Here is a 19,416-nt window from a genome sequence, read left to right on the forward strand (position 1 = left end):
CGGGAAGAGGTGTGACATTTGGCAACGAAAAAAGAAGCAGAAGAAAAGACGATCGAAGAATCCTTAAAAGAACTGGACACCATTGTGGAAAAGCTGGAGAGCAGGGAAATTTCCCTGGAGGACTCCTTTACCATGTACCAGCAGGGGATGGAGCTTTTAAAACAGTGCAGCGGTAAAATTGATACTGTGGAAAAAAAGATGCTCAAGATGAATGAGAATGGTGAATTAAGTGAATTTTAAAGAAGAATTACAGAAGAAAACGTTTCTGGCTGAACAGGTCATACGAAAATATCTGCCGGAGGAGTCAGGGTTTTCTAAAAATATGGCTGAGGCAGTGAACTATAGTATGCTGGCAGGGGGAAAGCGCCTGCGTCCTGTTTTTATGTATGAGACATACCGCATGTTCGGAGGCAGGGAGGAACTTGTGGAGCCTTTTATGGCAGCCATGGAGATGGTGCATACACACTCTCTGATCCATGATGACCTTCCTGCCCTTGACAATGACGAGTACCGCAGGGGACGAAAAACCACACATGTGGTCTACGGGGAATCTGCAGCCATACTGGCAGGGGATGCCCTGTTGAATTACGCCTATGAAACGGCATTTGCCGCTTTTGATATGACCTGCGCATGCGGGGCGTCTATGCAGACTAGAATCACCCAGGCTCTCAAGATACTGGGCAGAAAAACCGGTATATACGGAATGCTGGGCGGTCAGGGCGTGGACGTGGAAAACGACGGAAAACCCCTTACCAGGGAAATGCTTGACTATATATATGAGAATAAGACATCAGCGCTTATTGAGTGCGCCATGATGATCGGCGCAGTGCTTGCAGGGGCATCCAAAGAGGAGACAGAAAAAATAGAACAGGCGGCAGGCCGTATTGGCATTGCCTTCCAGATCCAGGACGATATCCTGGATGTGACAGGCAGCACGAAAGAGCTTGGAAAGGCTGTGGGCAGCGATGAGAAAAACCATAAAACCACATATGTGACCCTGGAAGGAATGGAAAAAGCGGGAGAGAAGGTCAGAATTCTGACAGATGAAGCCATTGGGCTTTTGCAGGAGCTGCCCGGAGAAAAAGAGTTTCTCACAGAATTGCTGATCTCACTATGCACCCGCAGAAAATAGAGGTGCAGTAAGAAATGCTGTTAGAGCAGATAAAAAAAGAAAATGATATCAAGAGGATCCCGCCTGAGAATTTCCCGCAGCTTGCACAGGAGATCAGGGAATTCCTGCTGGAGCATTTAAGCAGGACCGGGGGGCATCTGGCTTCCAATCTGGGAGCTGTGGAGCTGACAATGGCTCTCCACTATGTCTTTGATTTGCCAAAAGATAAGATTATCTGGGATGTGGGGCATCAGTCCTATACCCATAAGATCCTGACCGGGCGGAAAGAAGGCTTTGACGAACTTAGAAAATTCGGCGGACTGAGCGGTTTCCCCAAAAGGTCGGAGAGCTCATGTGACGCTTATGATACAGGACACAGCTCCACTTCCATTTCTGCCGGGGTGGGGTATGTCAGCGCGCGGGATTTGTCAAATGAGGACTACCGGGTAGTCTCCGTCATCGGGGATGGTGCCCTGACAGGCGGTCTGGCTTATGAAGCCCTCAACAACGCAGCGCAGCTAAAAAGGAATTTTATCATTGTGCTCAATGACAATAAAATGTCCATTTCCGAAAATGTGGGAGGTATTTCCCAGTACCTGAGTAATCTGCGCACAGCAGATTCCTACACAGGGCTGAAGACAGAAGTAAAGCGCACACTGAATAAGGTGCCCGGCATTGGCCCTGCCATGGTGCAGAGAATCCACAAGACAAAGGACAGTATCAAACAACTGTTCATTCCGGGCATGTTTTTTGAGGATATGGGTATCAAATACCTGGGACCCATCAGTGGTCATGACTGCGGCCGTATGATCCAGGTGCTCAATGAAGCCAGGAAGGTGGAAGGCCCGGTGCTGGTCCATGTGCTCACAGAGAAGGGCAGGGGATATGAACCTGCCATGCGCCATCCGGCCAGATTTCACGGAACAGCAGCGTTTGACCTGGAACATGGAATTCCCCTGGCGAACAGAGGGAAGGCCAATTACACGGATATTTTTTCCACAGTCATGAGAAAATTCGGCGACAGGGAAAAAAAGGTGGTAGCTGTCACAGCCGCCATGCCGGACGGGACAGGGCTGAAACGGTTCCGCAATATGTTCCCGGAGCGCTTCTTTGATGTGGGGATCGCCGAGGAACACGCCGTGACTTTTGCGGCAGGTCTTGCCCTTGGGGGATTGATCCCCGTGGTGGCAGTCTATTCCTCTTTTTTGCAAAGAGCCATGGACCAGGTGATCGAGGATGTCTGTCTCCAGAATCTGCATGTGATATTTGCCGTGGACCGGGCAGGCATTGTGGGAAGTGACGGGGAGACCCATCAGGGATGCTTTGATCTATCCTACCTGTCTATGATTCCCAATATGACAGTCATGGCTCCGAAAAACAAATGGGAGCTTTCCGATATGATGAAGTTTGCGGTGCGCCACAACGGTCCCATTGCAGTCCGCTATCCGCGGGGCGCGGCCTATGACGGCCTGGAAGAGTACAGGGAACCAATGGTGTACGGTAAGAGTGAGATGATTTATAAGGGAAAGGACATTGCACTGCTTCCGGTGGGGAGTATGGTAAAGACTGGGGAGGAAGTATACCATTTGCTGAAAGAGGAAGAGAAAAACCCAACACTGGTAAATGCCAGGTTCGTAAAACCTCTGGATACAAAAATGCTGGACAGCCTGGCTGATGACCACAAAATGATTGTGACCATGGAGGAAAATGTAAAATCCGGAGGCTTCGGCAGCGCCGTGCTGGCCTATATGCATGAGAGGCATCCTCAGATCCGTGTGGTGATCGCGGCAGTTCCGGATGCGTTTATTTCCCACGGCAGTCCGGATGTGCTGAAAAAAGAAGTGGGTATTGATGCTCTGTCCATATATAAGAAGATCAAGGAGGCATACAAAGGATGAAAGAGCGTCTGGATGTGATGCTGGTAAAACAAGGGCTTGCACCGTCGAGAGAGAAGGCAAAGGCCATAATTATGTCAGGCAATGTCTATGTGGACAATCAGAAAGAAGATAAGGCAGGCTCCATGTTTGCCGATACCGTAAAGTTAGAGGTAAGGGGCAGTACGCTGAAGTATGTAAGCCGCGGCGGACTGAAGCTGGAGAAGGCTATGGAGCGCTTCGGCGTGACCCTGGAAGGCAAAGTGTGCATGGATGTAGGCTCCTCCACAGGAGGGTTTACGGACTGTATGCTTCAAAACGGGGCTGTGAAAGTCTACGCCATTGACGTGGGACACGGACAGCTTGACTGGAAGCTTAGAAATGATGAGCGGGTGGTCTGCATGGAGCGGACAAACATCCGCTATGTGGTGCCAAAGGACCTGGGGGAGAGCGCCGGTTTTTCCTCCATAGACGTATCCTTTATCTCCTTGACTAAGGTACTTCTGCCTATTCGGGAACTGCTGCTTGAAGGCGGTGAGATCGTCTGCCTGATCAAGCCCCAGTTTGAGGCGGGAAGAGAAAAGGTGGGCAAAAAAGGTGTGGTCAGAGACCCCAAGGTACATGAAGAAGTGATCGAAAAAGTCATGGAATATGCAAAAAGTATTGGATTTGCTGCCCTGCACCTGGAATTTTCACCGATCAAAGGACCGGAAGGCAACATTGAGTACCTATTGCACTTAAAGAAAAAAGATGGAGAAGAACCAGCAGAAGATGCCGCTCTGGACGTTCACACAGTGGTAAGCGAGGCGCACAGAGAGCTGGACAAATAGACGAATGGAAAAATTTTTTATCATAGCCAACTGTGAAAAAGACGAGGGACTGAAAATTTCCAAAAAGGCGGAGGCTTATCTCAAAAGCAAGGGGAAAATGTGCACCATCGGGGCAGAGAAATCCTGTGAAAGAGATGCCAATAACCACTATACAGACGCGTCTGCCATTCCGGAAGGGGTGGAGTGCGTTATTGTTTTGGGCGGGGACGGTACACTGCTCCATGCAGCCAGGGACGTGGTGGACAGGCAGATCCCTCTTCTGGGTATTAACCTGGGAACCCTGGGATATCTGGCTGAGATTGACCACTCCAATATTGAGTCAGCCCTGAACCACCTGATGCTTGATGAGTATACCATTGAAAAACGGATGATGTTAAGCGGCAGGGTATTCCATGAGGGAGAACTCGTGGCTGAGGACGTGGCGCTCAATGATATTGTGATCGGGAGAGAAGGCCCTCTTCGCGTTACCCGGTTTCACAATTTTGTAAATGGGGAATTTTTAAACTCCTACACAGCGGACGGCATTATTATTTCCACGGCAACAGGGTCCACAGGATACAGCCTCTCCGCAGGGGGACCCATTGTATCTCCGGAGACCAATATTCTGATCATGACGCCGGTAGCGCCTCATACCCTGAACACCAGAAGCGTGATCTTCCCGGCGGACGACGAGATAACCGTGGAGATCGGTGAGGGCAGGCAGAAGGGCATGGCACGGGCGGTGGCCTCCTTTGACGGAGATACCAATGTGATCATGACAACCGGGGACAGGATTGTGATCAGGCGTTCGATTCGGGATACCCAGATCGTAAAGATCAGCAATATCAGTTTCCTGGAAGTGCTGCGGCGGAAAATGAAGAACTGATGTTTAGCTGTCTATGCGGTTACGAATTGACGGCAGCAGAGTGTTCAAATATGGAATAAGTGAAATTTTATAGAAGGAGGGAACCATGAAGATTGCCAGACATTCAAAGATCATTGATCTGATCAACCAATATGATATTGAGACACAGGAAGAATTGGCTGCAAAACTGCAGGAGGCCGGCTTTGCGGTAACGCAGGCCACCGTATCACGTGATATCCGGGAACTGAAGCTGATGAAGATCGCCAAGCCGGACGGAGGCTCCAGGTATACGGTCATGGGACCCAGGGACAGCCAGAACAGCGAGAAATACATAAGGGTTCTCAAAGATGCTTTTGTATCCATGGAGATGGCACAAAATATTCTGGTGATCAAAACGGTTTCCGGTATGGCAAATGCTGCGGGCGCAGCCCTGGACAATATGAATTACAGCGAAGTGGTGGGCTGTATTGCCGGGGATGACACCATTGCCTGCATCAACAGGAGTACAGATGATACTATCATTTTAATGGATAAGATCAAAAAAATAATCCATGCTTATGAAGAGAGTACAAGGTAAAAAGTATGCTGGTACATTTACATGTAAAAAATCTGGCGCTGATTGACGAGATAGAAGTGGATTTTGCGGAAGGCCTGAATATTCTCACAGGTGAGACAGGCGCCGGTAAATCGGTCCTCATCGGTTCCGTCAATCTGGCATTGGGACAGAAGGCTTCCAAAGAGATGATACGGGACGGCGCGGAATTTGCTTTTGTGGAGCTGGTTTTCGAGGTGAATGAAAAAACAGCGGCACATTTGAAGGCCATGGATATTTTTCCTGAAGATGGGCAGATTATTATCAGCAGGAAAATCACCGGAAGCAGAAGTATCTGCAAAATTAACGGGGAAACCTGTACCGTATCTCTGGTTAAAGAAGCTGCCTCTTATCTGCTGGATATCCATGGTCAGCATGAACACCAATCCTTATTATATCCGGAAAAACAAATGGATATTCTGGATGCCTATGGCAGGGAGGATATTTGGCCGGTCAGGGAAAAGACAGCTAAGCTGTACAGAGAATATGCAGATATGAAAAAGGAGCTTTCCACCTACCAGCTTGACGAGGAACAGCGGAAGCGGGAGATGGATTTTCTTGCATTTGAGATTGGTGAGATTGAGGATGCCCAGTTAAAGGAAGGCGGGGATGAAGCTCTTGAGACAAAATACCGCCGCCTGATAAACAGTAAAAAAATCACGGAAGCACTGGATGAGATATATGAACAGACCGGATATGAGAGGGATGGAAGCGCGGACAGGATCGGAAGAGCTGTGCGGCGCCTTGCCCAGGTTACAGAATTTGACGAAAATCTTTCCGGGCTGTACGCCTCATTGAGTGATGTGGATGCGCTTTTAAGTGATTTTAACAGGGAACTGTCCTCTTATCTAAATGATTTCTCTTTCTCCCAGGAAGAGTTTTTACAGCTTGAGGAGAGACTGAACCTGGTGAATCATTTAAAGGCAAAATACGGAAAAACCATTTCTGATGTTTTTCTTTATAAAGAAGAGAAAGAAAAAGAACTGGAACGTCTCCGGAACTTTGAACATTACAAAGAGCAGCTGAAACATGAGCTGTCCGGGAAAGCGGAGGCACTCACAAAGAAAAGCGAAGCTCTGACAAGAGCCAGAAAAACCTGGGCAGGTAAGCTGGAACGCAAGATAACCCAGGCGCTGAAAGATTTGAATTTTCTGGAAGTGGAATTTCGTATTGATTTTGCTAAAAAGGAAGTCTTCACGGAAAACGGTGTGGACCGTATCTGCTTCATGATATCCACCAATCCCGGGGAACCGGTGAAAGATCTGACAAAGGTGGTATCCGGCGGTGAGCTTTCCAGGATCATGCTTGCTATCAAGACCATTCTGGCTGACAAGGACGAGAAGGAGACTCTGATCTTCGATGAGATTGACACGGGGATCAGCGGAAGAACAGCCTGGAAGGTGTCAGAAAAGATGGCGGTCATCGGAAGGCAGCATCAGGTATTGTGCATCACCCATCTGCCCCAGATCGCGGCCCAGGCGGATTTTCATTTTCTGATTGAAAAAAATGTGGAAAATATGGGCACACGGACCAGGATACAGAAGCTCGGCAGGCAGGAGTCTGTAAGAGAACTTGCAAGGATGCTGGGCGGTGACAGGATCACGGACGCCGTATTATCCAATGCTTCTGAAATGAAAGATTTGGCACGTCAACAAAAAAATACAAGATTGAAATAGATGAATCATCACATACTAAAAAGGGTACACAAGAGTGTATCCTTTTTTCTTTTTTAAAAAAATTATGAAAGGATGTGATTTTTTGTCGAAAAAGCGTAATTATCGGCGCCTTCTTTTCGTATTCTTAATAGCAGATATTATTGCAGCCGGCACAATGGGATATAAGGAGGTTAAAGACTCCATACCGGACAACTTGTATGTCCGTTCAGGAAATGAGGATGGGATCAGCAAAATGCTGGATAATCCTCTGGTCACTTATCCGGACACCCTGAACGTGGCGGACAGCGGCACCTACCGGATTCCCTGCAGCCTGCTTGGAGTAGTTCCGCTGAAGGATGTGAAAGTGGAGACTGTGGAGGACAAGTGGGTATCTGTATGCGGTATGCCCATAGGCCTTTATATGGACACACAGGGTGTTTTGATCGTGGATACAGGGGAAATCATAGGCAGTGACGGAATTCCCTGTGAACCGGCCGCTAACATTGCCAAATCAGGGGATTACATCCTGCAGGTGGATGGGGAAGCTGTTTCTTCCAAAAAAGATTTGATTTCCAAGATTCATGACTGTGAGGGAAAACCAGTGACACTTCTTGTAAGACGCGGGGAGGAGGAAGTGCCTATCTCCATTGATCCGGTGTTAGGTGAAGACCAGGAGTATAAGCTGGGAATCTGGGTAAGGGACAATACCCAGGGAATCGGGACTATGACTTATGTGGAGGAGGACGGCAGTTATGGTGCGCTGGGCCATGGGATCAGTGATACGGACACAGGGGAACTTCTCGATATATCAGGCGGGGAGCTGTATCAGGCACAGATCGTATCTGTATTAAAAGGGACAAAAGGTAATCCTGGTGAACTTTCAGGTTACATTGACTATGAAGACAGCAAAAAGATAGGAACCATTGACAGCAATACGGAAAAAGGCATATTCGGCTCTGTCAGTGAGGGATGCATGTATAAGCTTCCCCTGACTTCCATGGAAGTGGGCTACAAACAGGAGGTAGAGACCGGGGAGGCGCAGATTCTGGCAGATTTGGAAGGCGGGGTAAAGGCATATCAGGTAAATATCACGGATATTTACAGAGACCAGGCGGACACAAACAAAGCCTTTGCCATACAGGTGACCGATCCGGAACTGCTTGCAGCAACCGGAGGGATCGTTCAGGGCATGAGCGGAAGTCCTATTGTTCAGAACGGAAAACTGATTGGCGCTGTGACACATGTTTTTGTACAGGATTCTACCAAAGGCTACGGCATTTTTATTGAAAAAATGCTGGAAGATTAGGCAAAAAAATATCTGCAAAATCAGGTTGAATGTCGAAAAAATGATGAATGTGGCGCAATACGGTGAAAGTTGTAAGATGATTTAGCTTGATTATGAAAACAACTGATAATATAATACAAGTAGTCTTCAGAAATGACGATTCAACAGGGCGCCCGTCATTTACTGAAGAAAAAGAGCAACATGACATGGAGGACGAGTTATGGAAAAGTTAAATGTCGCTATAGCAGATGATAATGAGAAAATGTTGGATTTACTGGGGAATCTCATCAATGAAGATAAAGAGCTGGAATTGGTAGGTCATGCCAACAATGGCGCCGATATATACGATATAATCAGAGAAAAAGAACCAGACGTTGTACTTTTAGATATCATAATGCCGAAAGTGGACGGTTTAAGCGTGATGGAACGTGTCGGTAGGGACGGCAACCTGAAAAAACATCCCGCTTTTATTGTAGTATCCGCTGTTGGGCAGGAACAGATCACAGAAGATGCCTTTAATCTGGGGGCCAATTATTATATTATGAAACCGTTTGACAACAAGATGCTGCTGTCCCGCATCAAGCACATCAGGCAGTCCAGGGACACAAGAGTGAAGGAACTGCGCAAAGTCAATGCATATGAGGATAAGGGTACTTATTTCGAGAGAAATCTGGAAGCAGATGTGACAAACATCATCCATGAGATTGGTGTTCCGGCACATATCAAGGGCTATCAGTACCTAAGAGACGCAATTATTCTCTCTGTCAATGACATGGAAATGCTCAATTCCATTACCAAGATCTTATATCCGACCATAGCCAAAAAACACCAGACAACACCCAGCCGCGTAGAACGGGCAATCCGACACGCTATTGAGGTGGCCTGGAGCAGAGGGAAAATGGATACCATAGACGAGCTGTTTGGCTATACCGTGAGCACAGGAAAAGGCAAACCAACCAATTCAGAATTTATTGCCTTAATTGCAGATAAAATCAGATTAGAATACAAGAAATAAAAAGCCGCCGCAAAAAGCACTTTTCATTGCACTGAAAATAGGGTATAATCATTATAATAGGCAGGTTGAGATACTGTCTAAAATATGCAGGCATGGCAGACTTGGGAGGTTTGTTTGGAGTTGCCTGACTGAAGGAGGGTATTTCAGTGAAGAAGATATTGTTTGTGGCTTCAGAGGCCGTACCGTTTATTAAAACAGGAGGGCTGGCTGACGTTGTCGGCGCGCTGCCCAAGTGCTTTGATAAAAATTATTTTGATGTGCGGGTGATTATCCCCAAATACATGTGCATGAAGGAAGAGTTTAAGAACCAGCTTCAGTATGTTACACATTTTTATATGGACATAGGCTACCGCAGAGAATATGTGGGCATCATGCAGATGGAATATGACGGTGTTCAGTTCTATTTCATTGATAACGAATACTATTTTTCAGGATACCAGCCATATGGTGATATCCGTTTTGACATTGAGAAATTTGCATTTTTCTCAAAAGCCGCGCTATCCATTCTACCGGTGATCGATTTCAGGCCCGATGTGATCCACTGCCATGACTGGCAGACAGGACTGATACCGGTATATTTAAAAGACAGGTTCCAGGAAGGTACCTTTTATCAGGGAATTAAGACAATCATGACCATACATAATTTGAAGTTTCAGGGTACCTGGGATATTAAGACGATCCGAGAGCTGACCGGACTTCCGGCATATTATTTTACCCCTGACAAGCTGGAGTCATATAAGGACGGCAACCTCTTAAAAGGCGGACTGGTGTATGCGGATGCCATAACAACTGTGAGTAATACCTATGCAGAAGAGATCAAGACAGAATTTTACGGAGAAAAACTGGACGGACTGCTTCGTGCCCGCGCCCATGACCTGCGCGGTATCGTAAATGGAATCGACTATGATGAATACAACCCCGAAACTGACCGTATGATTGCGAAGAATTACAATGCGAAGACATTCCGCAAAGAAAAAGTAAAGAACAAGACAGCTCTGCAGAGCGAACTGGGTCTGAACCAGGATCCAAAGGCTATGATGATCGGTATCGTGTCACGTCTGACAGACCAGAAGGGCCTTGATTTGATCGCTTATGTAATGGATGAGCTGTGCCAGGATGCGATCCAGCTTGTAGTGCTGGGAACTGGTGAAGAACGATATGAGAATATGTTCCGCCATTTTGCATGGAAATATCAAGGCAAGGTGTCCGCCAATATTTTCTATGACAATGCATTGTCTCACAGAATCTATGCATCATGTGATGCGTTCCTGATGCCGTCGCTGTTTGAGCCCTGCGGCTTGAGCCAGCTGATGAGCCTTCGCTATGGAACCATTCCCATCGTGCGTGAGACAGGCGGTTTAAAAGACACAGTAGAACCATATAATGAATTTGAAAGTACAGGAACAGGCTTCAGCTTTACGAATTACAGTGCCAATGAGATGCTCAGTATGATTCGCTATGCAGAGTCTGTATACTACGATAAGAAGCGCGAGTGGAACAAATTGATTGACCGCGCAATGGCCAAGGATTATTCCTGGTCCAATTCTGCGAACCAGTATGAGGAAATGTACAACTGGCTGATTGGATCATGACAGGGAACTTATAAGTTCTGGTATAAAATTGAGAATGAACCGGATACGGCAGAGGCTGTGTCCGGTTTTCTAGTACGGCGTTGCATAAGTCCTGCAGTAAACAGCTGATATCCGCGTCAGGTGTGCGCCTGCGAAGCCACGGCGTAGTTGGCACTACGGCTGTCTTTGCAGGCGTGCACTTGTTGTGGATAGCGGGGGCAGATTATTGTATTACTTGTGCAGCGCTGTACTGGTATTACAGAAAAAAGGTAAATTGAAACAAAGAAGTAGAGGTTACCCAAGAACTCCTCGTTGTTTAAGCAGATTAAGTGCCTGTGAAGTAGGCAAGACTTTTGATTCGTTCAAAGACGTTGTTCAAGAAAGCCTTCTGATGTATAAGGTTTTAAATCTGTAAGTATGTGCCAGATAGCGGTCAGGAGCATACGACAGATGGCAATGACAGAAGCCAGTGACATAACTGCTGTAATCCCTTGGAAAAGGAGGAAAAGCGAGCTTGCTTATACTCTGTACGACTGTGGGAATCAGTAATACCAATACAGGCAAAGATCCATGTTTTGTGGACATCAGGTCCGCAGCAGTTGTTTTTAAGAATTTCAAACGACACAAAATAACCTCCTGAAGATTAATTGTTATAAAACTGACAGTGACTGGTCATCCGGCAAAATCGAGTCGACTTTGGAAGAGATAAGTTTACGGGCTACGGTATGCGCCATTCATTGATGCCTTAACGGATGACCGACAACATATAGAAATGCCAGGTCACCGCTATACAGCCCCGCCACTCACCTCCACGTGTTCTGTAGTGTGTCAGTCTTATAAGTGAATAATATCAGAAGGAAAATAGATTTAGAAAGCGGAAAGCAGATGAAGGGTTTCATAACCCTATCGGTGCCTTTCGCAGAAAGGTGGATTATAGAAATGAAAGTTCTTTTGACGGAAGATGATGATAAACTGCGCACTGAACTGGCACTGTTTTTCAAAATGCACGGGTATGAGACAGAAGAGATCACGGACTACAAACATGCAGTGGAAGAGATTTGTAGTGCAGGGGGCCAAATCCTGCTTCTGGACCTCTCCCTGCCTGAGGCAGACGGAAAGTATATCTGCAAAGAGATAAGAAAGTACTCCCCCATACCCATTCTTATCATCACCAGCCAGAACACAGAGATGAATGAACTTCTCTGTCTCAATTACGGGGCAGATGATTTTATAGCAAAGCCCTTTAATCCCCAGATCCTGCTGGCCCATGTGGAGGCAGTGCTGAAGAGGAGCCAGGGAGTACTGCAGGAGTCAGAAGAGATATCCTGCGGTGACTTTATTTTGGACATTTCACGGGGAGTGGCAAAAGCTGGGGACAAGGAGGCAGACCTGACGAAAAATGAGAGCAGGATCCTGTACTGTCTTGCAAAAAATAAGGGAAAAATTGTGTCCAGGGATGTGATGATCAATGACCTTTGGGACAGTGAACTGTTTGTGGATGACAATACCCTGACCGTGAACATTACCAGGCTTAGGGCAAAACTGGAATCCATTGGGCAGAAGGGTGTCATCCACACCAAGAGAGGGCAGGGGTATCTGTTGGAATGAGTCTGAGAGAATATTTAAAAGAGCGCTGGCTGCAGTTTACCCTGCTGCTGGCAGTGCTGACCGTGATCCTCCTCTTTGGGGTGCTGGTCATGATTCCCGGCTTTTACCTGCTGTTGGTGGGATGCGCATTTGTCAGTATTTGGTTTGTTGTATGGTGTACAGATTATATGAGAAAGCGCAGTTTTTACAAAACAGTGGAGAATCATCTGGCACATCTGGACCAGAAATACCTCCTTCCGGAGCTGCTTGAAAGCCCGGGTTTTTTGGAGGGAAGATTTTTGTATGAAACACTTCAGGAAATGATGGAATCCATGAACTGGCGCGTGGGGGAGTATAGGCGCAAGAGCGATGAGTATAAAGAATATATCGAACTGTGGGTCCATGAAGTAAAGCTTCCCATTGCCACCGGGAAAATGATTCTGGAAAACAACAGGGACAGCTATAGTGACAGCCTTACGGAGGAACTTGACAAAATAGATGACTTCACAGAACAGGCCCTTTTTTATGCCAGGAGCAATTATGTGGAAAAGGATTATATTCTGAAAAAACTGAACCTGGAAGAATTGGCCCGTGAAGTGATACGAAAAAATAAGAAAGCTCTCATAAAAGGAAAATTCATGATTGATCTTCATGATTTAGACGCATCTGTGTATTCGGACAGCAAGTGGCTGGCCTATATTCTGAATCAGATATTAGCTAACAGCATAAAATACCGGAGAGAAGGCAGAACGGTAATTGAGTGGTATGCAGTTACAGAAAAGGAAAAGGTTATCCTCTGTATGAGAGACAACGGGATGGGGATTCCTGCCATGGATCAGGGCCGTATTTTTGAAAAGGGATTTACAGGATCTAATGGCCGTTCCGGTAAAAAGTCCACAGGCATAGGCCTCTATCTCTGCAAAAAACTCTGTGAAAAAATGGGACACAGGATTTATCTCACTTCCAGGGAGGGAGAAGGATGTGAAGTGTTCATAGACTTTCCCAAGGGAAGCATGACCAGTTTTCTGGAGTGAGAGACCGGAATAGGGCGGAACCGCCAAAGCGGCCCGCCCATATTTTATTGTTTTTGATCACATCAAAGGAACAGAGGTGTAAATACCACCGCCACAATTGTCATCAATTTGATCAGTATATTGATGGAAGGCCCGGAAGTATCCTTAAAGGGATCGCCCACCGTATCACCAACAACCGCTGCTTTATGCGCTTCGCTGCCCTTGCCCCCGTGGGCGCCTTCTTCAATAAACTTCTTGGCATTATCCCAGGCCCCGCCGGAATTTGCCATAAATACAGCCATTAACACACCGGTAACCAGTGCTCCTGCCAATAGCCCGCCCAGTGCTGCCGGCCCAAGGACCAGCCCCACAAGCAGCGGAGCTGCCACAGCCATAATGCCGGGAACCATCATTTCTCTCAAAGCCGCCTGTGTGGATATCTGCACACAGGAAGAATAATCCGGCTTCCCTGTCCCTTCCATAATGCCCGGAATGGTCTTAAACTGTCTCCGCACTTCCTCGATCATCTTATTCGCAGCCTTGGAAACTGAGTCCATAGTCAGGGCGGAGAACAAAAACGGCAGCATACCGCCGATAAGCAGTCCGACAATAACCTGTGGGTTCAAAATATCAATGGTATCCAGCTTTACCGCTTCCGCGTAAGAGACAAACAGCGCCAGAGCTGTGAGCGCTGCGGAGCCTATGGCAAAACCTTTGCCCATGGCAGCCGTGGTATTGCCCACAGAATCCAGCTTATCTGTAATATTCCGCACAGATTCCTCCAGCCCTGCCATCTCCGCGATACCACCAGCATTATCTGCAATAGGTCCGTAAGCATCAATGGCAATGGTGATACCTGCGGTGGATAGCATCCCTACCGCTGAGAGCGCGATGCCGTACAATCCGCTGAAATGATAGGCAGCCAGTATGCCCACTGCAATAAAAAGAATGGGAAGCATGGTGGAACGCATTCCTACAGACAGACCGCTGATGATAGTGGTCGCTGCTCCTGTCTCAGACTGGGCGGCAATTTTCTGCACCGGTTTATAGTCACCGGAAGTATAGTATTCTGTCGAGATACCGATCAGCAGTCCAACGATCAGTCCGCTGATCATGGCAATAGCCGCTTTAAAATCACCAAAGAACATATGGCTTAACACAAGGGAAAGGGCCAGGACGATCACACTGGAACCATAGGTCCCCACTTTCAGCGCCTTACCCGGGTCTGTACTGCTGCTGGCTTTTACCAGGAAGGTTCCGGCCATGGAGGCCAGGATCCCCACGCCTGCCAGTACCATCGGGAACACCGCGCCGGAGCCTTTAAAATAAATAAGACCCAGCGTGATGGCAGACACCAGAGAACCTACATAGGATTCAAACAAATCGGCCCCCATACCTGCCACATCTCCTACATTATCCCCTACATTATCGGCAATAACAGCCGGATTTCTGGGATCATCCTCAGGAATACCGGCCTCCACCTTTCCAACCAGGTCAGCACCCACATCCGCAGCTTTTGTATAGATACCGCCGCCTACACGGGCGAAGAGGGCGATGGAGGAGGCTCCCAGGCCAAAACCGGAGATGATGCCTGCGTCCTTTGTCACTAGATATACAAGGCTGACGCCCAGAAGTCCCAGGCCGGTCACACACATTCCCATCACAGAACCACCTGAAAAAGCAACGGAGAGTGCCTGTTTCATGCCGGATTCCTTTGCAGCACCGGCTGTGCGCACATTTGCTTTTGTGGCCACCTGCATGCCGCAGTAACCTGATATGGAGGAGAAAAGCGCTCCCATAAGAAAAGCGGCGGCTGTCATCCAGCTTTTCAGTGCAATCCCCAGTATCAGGAAAAAGACCACAACGAAAATAACCAGTATCCGGTACTCAGCCATTAAAAAAGCCTGTGCCCCCTCATGAATATAGGAGGCAATCTCCTTCATCCTGTCATTCCCGGCCTGCTGTTTTTTTATGGTGCAGGTCAGAAAGAAGGCAAAGAGTAGTCCCAGCATCCCTATAACAGGGACAAGATAAAGCAGTTGTTCCATAATATAATTCCCTTCCTTTCCCTGTGAGGACATTTGGCTGTGCAGGGGTGCGGAGGAGTTTCACCCGGCGCGGACGTACGTCCTGTCACAAATAAGTTTTTATAATATCATTATATAACAAATATGTATAAAATACATAAAAAAGCTTAAAAAAATGAGAAATTTTTCGGTGATCCGCTAATTTTTACTGATAATGTTTGGGAAACCTTACAAATCTGCAAGATAAATGTAAGTTAAATCAATGGGATGGATCTTTAAATGGCTGTATAATAATATCATCCTAATTATTCAGCAGGTTCGTGCATTCACTGCGCTGACCGTAAGAAAGCGTTTCGCAGTTAGGCAAAAATCCCATCGCCGAAGGAGAGTCTGCATGGATTCTGCCTGTGACTGTGAAGGGACTGAACAGTTACGGATCATTGAACAAGGAAGGAGCTGTCATTATGAATACAGTATTAGAAGTAGCAAATGTGGAAAAATATTATGGAAATAAAAGTAATCTGACAAAAGCCCTGGACGGAATCAGTTTTTCCGTGGAGGAAGGGGAATTTGTGGGAATCATGGGAGCCTCGGGAAGCGGGAAGACAACGCTGCTGAATTGTGTCTCTACCATAGACCGTGTGACAAGCGGAAAGATCATTGTCAATGATATAGACGTAACAAGACTTAAAGGAAACCATCTTAATCAGTTCAGGAGAGAGGCGCTTGGTTTTATTTTTCAGGATTTTAATCTTCTGGATACACTGACAGCCTATGAAAATATTTCCCTGGCCCTCAGTATCCAGCGCTTCAGCCCGGCTAAGATCCATAAGTCAGTAAAAGAGATTGCAGACAAGCTGGGAATTGAAGACATATTAGAGAAATATCCATATCAGATGTCAGGAGGACAGAAGCAGCGTGTGGCCTGTGCAAGGGCCATGATAACCAATCCGCAGATGGTTATGGCGGATGAGCCAACCGGTGCCTTGGATTCCAAATCAGCCAGAATGCTTTTGGAGAACTTTCAGTATTTAAACCAGCAGATGGCAGCCACGATCCTCATGGTCACGCACGATGCGTTCACCGCCAGTTATGCCAGCCGGATCCTCTTCATCAAAGACGGAAAATTGTTTAATGAACTGGTGAAGGGGCGGGATACCAGAAAAGAGTTTTTTAACCGTATCATTGAGGTAGTTACTCTCCTGGGAGGTGAGCTGAACGATGTTATTTAAACTTTCGGTTAAGAATATCAGAAAGAGTTTGAAGGATTATGCCATTTATTTTATAACACTGATCCTGGGGGTTGCTATATTCTATGTGTTTAATTCACTGGATTCCCAGCAGGCTATGACGGATTTGACGTCCTCCAAAAAGGAGATCATTTCACTTATGGTTACCATGCTGAGCGGCATCTCTGTATTTGTCTCCTGTATCCTGGCCTTTTTGATCGTTTATGCTAACAATTTTCTGATCAGAAGAAGGAAAAAAGAATTTGGTGTGTACATGACACTGGGAATGGGGAAAGGACAGATATCCAGGATCCTTGTGGGGGAAACTTTTCTCATCGGCCTTCTGTCTCTGGCAGTGGGACTGTTTATAGGTGTACTGGGGGCACAGTTTATGTCTGTGCTGGTGGTAAAGATGTTTGAGGTGGATATGGAGTCTTATGTCTTCGTATTCTCCAAAACGGCATTTTTCAAAACAATTTTATATTTTGGACTTATGTATCTGGCAGTGCTGGTATTCAATACCATCAGCATCTCAAAATGCAGCCTGATAGACCTTCTATCCGCAGGAAAGAAGGCAGAACAGATTAAGATGAAAAAGCCTGCGGTCTGCATGGTATTGTTTCTTTTTTCTGTAGCGCTTTTGGGTGTCCTTTACTATCTGGTGGCCTGTATTCCCACTAAACTGGATACAGGTATGTACGGGATCATTATTGCGCTGGGCTGTCTGGCGACGTTCCTTTTTTTCTGGTCCCTGTCAGGCTTCCTTCTGCATATGATGCAAAGAAACAGAAAATACTATCTGAAGGGTTTGAATGCTTTTGTCCTCAGGCAGATCAACAGCAAGGTCAACACTACAGTAGTTGCCATGACGATCATATGCATTATGCTTTTTATGACCATTACAGTCCTGTCAAGCGGACTGGGGATCAACCATTCTTTCCGGGAATCCTTAATGGAACTGACACCGGTGGATGTAGATGTGGAATATCTGCCCCCAAGCGGGGAGAGCGCCGGGACTCCTGTTACAGATAAACTGCAGGATGCAGGTTTTGATCTGCATGTATTGCAGGATGATTATGTGGAAATGGGAATTTACAGTACCGGGCAGCTTACTATGGGCCTGACCCTTGGGGAGAATATGTCAGAAGTTTCAAAAAAATTTATGTTTTTGAGTGCTGAGCTGGAGGAGGATATAGTCCGGCTGTCTGATTACAACCGGCTGGCAAAGCTCTACGGGAATGCCCAGTATGACCTGAAGGATGACGAATATCTGGTCCTGTGCAATATGGATGATGTAAAGATACAGAGAGATAAAATGCTGAAAAAAGGAGAGAAGATCCAATTAGATGGTATATCCTATTGGCCGAAATACAGGGAATGCCAGGATGGATTTCTACAGATGATGACAAACCGTATAAATCCGGGCATTTATGTGTTTCCTGACCACGCTGTGAAAGAAGAGTGGAGGAACAGGGGATTTCTGGCAGCCGATTATGCCAGACAGGACAAAAAAGGTGTGGAGGACGCGGACACTAAAATGAACGCGGTTCCTAGGGAACTGGGGATTTACAGCAACACCAGGACAGATATTGTGTCTGCAAGTATGGGACTTTCCACGATCGTCACTTTTGTAGCCATCTATCTGGGTATTATATTCCTTATCTCAGGGGCAGCCATACTGGCTCTGAAAGAACTTTCCGAGAGTTCTGATAACAGGGACCGGTATGAGGTGCTGCGGAAGATTGGTGCGGATGAGAGAATGATTAACCGCTCCCTTTTCAAACAAATTGGAATATTCTTCCTGATGCCTTTAAGCCTTGCTGTGGTGCATTCCATTTTTGGCCTGCAGTTTGTCAGAATCATGATGATAACAGTGGGAGAAGTCAACCGTTTTGGTTCCATCTTCACCACAGCGCTGATCCTGCTTGTGATTTACGGCGGTTATTTTCTGACCACATATCTGGGCAGCAAACGAATTATTCAGGGGAAATGAGAATAAGAAAAACCTTGTCCAGCCATACTATTTCTGTAGACAAAACGGTGTTAGAACCACCAAAACAGAAATAGGAGGAAAATGTCATGACAGAACTTTCAGTACTTGACTTACAGAATCTGCGCCATTTGATCGGCGGATTTGAGACCAGCCACTGCAAAATGCAGGATTATGCACACGAGGCACAGGATCCCCAGGTGAAACAGTTCTTCCAGAAAGCTGCACAGTCAGCAATGGAAAGCAAACAGCAGCTTATGCAGTTTTTACAGTAGGAGGTAAGAAGAGATGACAGATAAGACAATGGTATCAGATACCCTGGTAGGTATCAACGGTGAACTGGGACATTACGGTGCAATGATTCCTCAGACAGAAAATGCTCAGTTAAAACAGACTTTAAAACAGATGAGAAACCAGGCAGAAATGTCACAGGAAGAGATTTATCAGATCGCAAGAGCAAAAAGCTATTACGTTCCTGCTGCAAAAGCGACTCCGGAAGAGGTCAGCCATGTAAAGAATGTACTGACACAGTTATCTGCTCAGTAAAAGGCCAATTGACAGAATAGCAAAGGCTGCGGTTCCAGGACAGCGGCTCGTGTAACGGCAAAGGGCATCGGGTGCTTATCCGGTGTCCTTTTTTCTTGACAAATCCGGCCGGATGCTACATACTTAACACATACCGTCAAGGGCAGTTCTGCCTTTTTATCTATTCAAGCAGCATTCCGCTGCGCCGGTATCCCCATTTAAAAAAGAACGCGCAGAAAGGATGTGATGCGTATTGCAGGCAGGAAAA

Annotated in this window: 17 protein-coding genes; 16 read left to right on the forward strand and 1 reads right to left on the reverse strand. The window is 46.7% G+C overall.

Annotated elements, in window-relative coordinates:
- The first annotated feature begins 18 nt into the window (after positions 1–18).
- From xseB to A4V09_RS03875, 12 genes are all read left to right on the forward strand, one after another.
- Positions 19–240 carry an exodeoxyribonuclease VII small subunit gene (xseB, locus tag A4V09_RS03815; protein WP_065541175.1) on the forward strand — a complete coding sequence of 74 codons (222 nt, stop codon included), beginning with the start codon at positions 19–21 and terminating at the stop codon, positions 238–240.
- Positions 230–1,132: a polyprenyl synthetase family protein gene (locus A4V09_RS03820; protein WP_065541176.1), complete on the forward strand. Its 903-nt coding sequence runs from the start codon at positions 230–232 to the stop codon at positions 1,130–1,132. The genes xseB and A4V09_RS03820 overlap by 11 nt, the downstream gene beginning before the upstream one ends.
- A 14-nt stretch (positions 1,133–1,146) precedes the next feature.
- Complete coding sequence (dxs, locus tag A4V09_RS03825) at positions 1,147–3,009, forward strand: 1-deoxy-D-xylulose-5-phosphate synthase (protein WP_065541177.1); 1,863 nt, start codon at positions 1,147–1,149, stop codon at positions 3,007–3,009.
- Positions 3,006–3,815, forward strand: coding sequence for a TlyA family RNA methyltransferase (locus A4V09_RS03830; protein ID WP_065541178.1), 810 nt, complete (start codon positions 3,006–3,008; stop codon positions 3,813–3,815). Before dxs ends, A4V09_RS03830 begins: the two co-directional genes overlap by 4 nt.
- A 4-nt stretch (positions 3,816–3,819) precedes the next feature.
- A complete protein-coding gene (locus A4V09_RS03835; protein ID WP_065541179.1) occupies positions 3,820–4,680 on the forward strand; it encodes an NAD(+)/NADH kinase in 861 nt (286 codons plus the stop codon).
- A gap of 85 nt (positions 4,681–4,765) precedes the next feature.
- Positions 4,766–5,236: an arginine repressor gene (argR, locus tag A4V09_RS03840; RefSeq protein ID WP_065541180.1), complete on the forward strand. Its 471-nt coding sequence runs from the start codon at positions 4,766–4,768 to the stop codon at positions 5,234–5,236.
- 5 nt (positions 5,237–5,241) lie between these two features.
- Positions 5,242–6,927, forward strand: coding sequence for a DNA repair protein RecN (gene recN, locus A4V09_RS03845; protein ID WP_065541181.1), 1,686 nt, complete (start codon positions 5,242–5,244; stop codon positions 6,925–6,927).
- A 64-nt stretch (positions 6,928–6,991) separates the two neighbouring features.
- Entirely contained in the window at positions 6,992–8,212 is a 1,221-nt protein-coding gene (gene spoIVB / locus A4V09_RS03850; protein ID WP_456297841.1) for a SpoIVB peptidase, read from the forward strand.
- Between the two features lie 199 nt (positions 8,213–8,411).
- Positions 8,412–9,206, forward strand: a complete 795-nt coding sequence (spo0A, locus tag A4V09_RS03855) for a sporulation transcription factor Spo0A (protein ID WP_033141185.1) — start codon at positions 8,412–8,414, stop codon at positions 9,204–9,206.
- Between the two features lie 146 nt (positions 9,207–9,352).
- Positions 9,353–10,798 carry a glycogen synthase GlgA gene (gene glgA / locus A4V09_RS03860; protein ID WP_065541182.1) on the forward strand — a complete coding sequence of 482 codons (1,446 nt, stop codon included), beginning with the start codon at positions 9,353–9,355 and terminating at the stop codon, positions 10,796–10,798.
- 918 nt (positions 10,799–11,716) lie between these two features.
- Positions 11,717–12,385 (forward strand): response regulator transcription factor, encoded by a 669-nt coding sequence (locus A4V09_RS03870; RefSeq protein WP_065541183.1) that lies wholly within the window; start codon positions 11,717–11,719, stop codon positions 12,383–12,385.
- Entirely contained in the window at positions 12,382–13,398 is a 1,017-nt protein-coding gene (locus tag A4V09_RS03875; protein WP_065541184.1) for a sensor histidine kinase, read from the forward strand. Before A4V09_RS03870 ends, A4V09_RS03875 begins: the two co-directional genes overlap by 4 nt.
- A gap of 62 nt (positions 13,399–13,460) precedes the next feature.
- Here the strand turns inward: A4V09_RS03875 and A4V09_RS03880 are convergent, their stop codons facing one another.
- Positions 13,461–15,425, reverse strand: coding sequence for a sodium-translocating pyrophosphatase (locus A4V09_RS03880; RefSeq protein WP_065541185.1), 1,965 nt, complete (start codon positions 15,423–15,425; stop codon positions 13,461–13,463).
- Between the two features lie 443 nt (positions 15,426–15,868).
- On the opposite strand from A4V09_RS03880, the gene A4V09_RS03885 reads away from it, so the two are divergent.
- The 4 genes from A4V09_RS03885 (at position 15,869) to A4V09_RS03900 (ending at position 19,169) form a co-directional block, all read left to right on the forward strand.
- Positions 15,869–16,636 (forward strand): ABC transporter ATP-binding protein, encoded by a 768-nt coding sequence (locus A4V09_RS03885; protein WP_065544624.1) that lies wholly within the window; start codon positions 15,869–15,871, stop codon positions 16,634–16,636.
- Entirely contained in the window at positions 16,626–18,626 is a 2,001-nt protein-coding gene (locus A4V09_RS03890) for an FtsX-like permease family protein (protein ID WP_065541186.1), read from the forward strand. The genes A4V09_RS03885 and A4V09_RS03890 overlap by 11 nt, the downstream gene beginning before the upstream one ends.
- A gap of 86 nt (positions 18,627–18,712) precedes the next feature.
- Positions 18,713–18,898 carry a hypothetical protein gene (locus A4V09_RS03895; protein WP_065541187.1) on the forward strand — a complete coding sequence of 62 codons (186 nt, stop codon included), beginning with the start codon at positions 18,713–18,715 and terminating at the stop codon, positions 18,896–18,898.
- Between the two features lie 13 nt (positions 18,899–18,911).
- On the forward strand, positions 18,912–19,169 hold the full coding sequence (locus tag A4V09_RS03900) for a spore coat protein (RefSeq protein WP_065541188.1): 258 nt from the start codon (positions 18,912–18,914) through the stop codon (positions 19,167–19,169).
- Positions 19,170–19,416: the final 247 nt, after the last annotated feature.

Origin of the sequence: Blautia pseudococcoides, from assembly GCF_001689125.2 — a bacterium.
Lineage (GTDB): Bacteria > Bacillota > Clostridia > Lachnospirales > Lachnospiraceae > Blautia > Blautia pseudococcoides.

Excerpts from the sequence above, each read along its gene's own strand:
- A4V09_RS03885 (WP_065544624.1), top strand. The coding sequence starts at position 15,869 with ATGAATACAGTATTAGAAGTAGCAAATGTGGAAAAATATTATGGAAAT.
- A4V09_RS03875 (WP_065541184.1), top strand. The coding sequence starts at position 12,382 with ATGAGTCTGAGAGAATATTTAAAAGAGCGCTGGCTGCAGTTTACCCTG.
- A4V09_RS03830 (WP_065541178.1), top strand. The coding sequence starts at position 3,006 with ATGAAAGAGCGTCTGGATGTGATGCTGGTAAAACAAGGGCTTGCACCG.
- A4V09_RS03890 (WP_065541186.1), top strand. The coding sequence starts at position 16,626 with ATGTTATTTAAACTTTCGGTTAAGAATATCAGAAAGAGTTTGAAGGAT.
- argR (WP_065541180.1), top strand. The coding sequence starts at position 4,766 with ATGAAGATTGCCAGACATTCAAAGATCATTGATCTGATCAACCAATAT.
- recN (WP_065541181.1), top strand. The coding sequence starts at position 5,242 with ATGCTGGTACATTTACATGTAAAAAATCTGGCGCTGATTGACGAGATA.
- A4V09_RS03880 (WP_065541185.1), bottom strand. The coding sequence starts at position 15,425 with ATGGAACAACTGCTTTATCTTGTCCCTGTTATAGGGATGCTGGGACTA.
- spoIVB (WP_456297841.1), top strand. The coding sequence starts at position 6,992 with ATGAAAGGATGTGATTTTTTGTCGAAAAAGCGTAATTATCGGCGCCTT.
- spo0A (WP_033141185.1), top strand. The coding sequence starts at position 8,412 with ATGGAAAAGTTAAATGTCGCTATAGCAGATGATAATGAGAAAATGTTG.
- A4V09_RS03900 (WP_065541188.1), top strand. The coding sequence starts at position 18,912 with ATGACAGATAAGACAATGGTATCAGATACCCTGGTAGGTATCAACGGT.
- A4V09_RS03870 (WP_065541183.1), top strand. The coding sequence starts at position 11,717 with ATGAAAGTTCTTTTGACGGAAGATGATGATAAACTGCGCACTGAACTG.
- A4V09_RS03835 (WP_065541179.1), top strand. The coding sequence starts at position 3,820 with ATGGAAAAATTTTTTATCATAGCCAACTGTGAAAAAGACGAGGGACTG.
- dxs (WP_065541177.1), top strand. The coding sequence starts at position 1,147 with ATGCTGTTAGAGCAGATAAAAAAAGAAAATGATATCAAGAGGATCCCG.
- A4V09_RS03895 (WP_065541187.1), top strand. The coding sequence starts at position 18,713 with ATGACAGAACTTTCAGTACTTGACTTACAGAATCTGCGCCATTTGATC.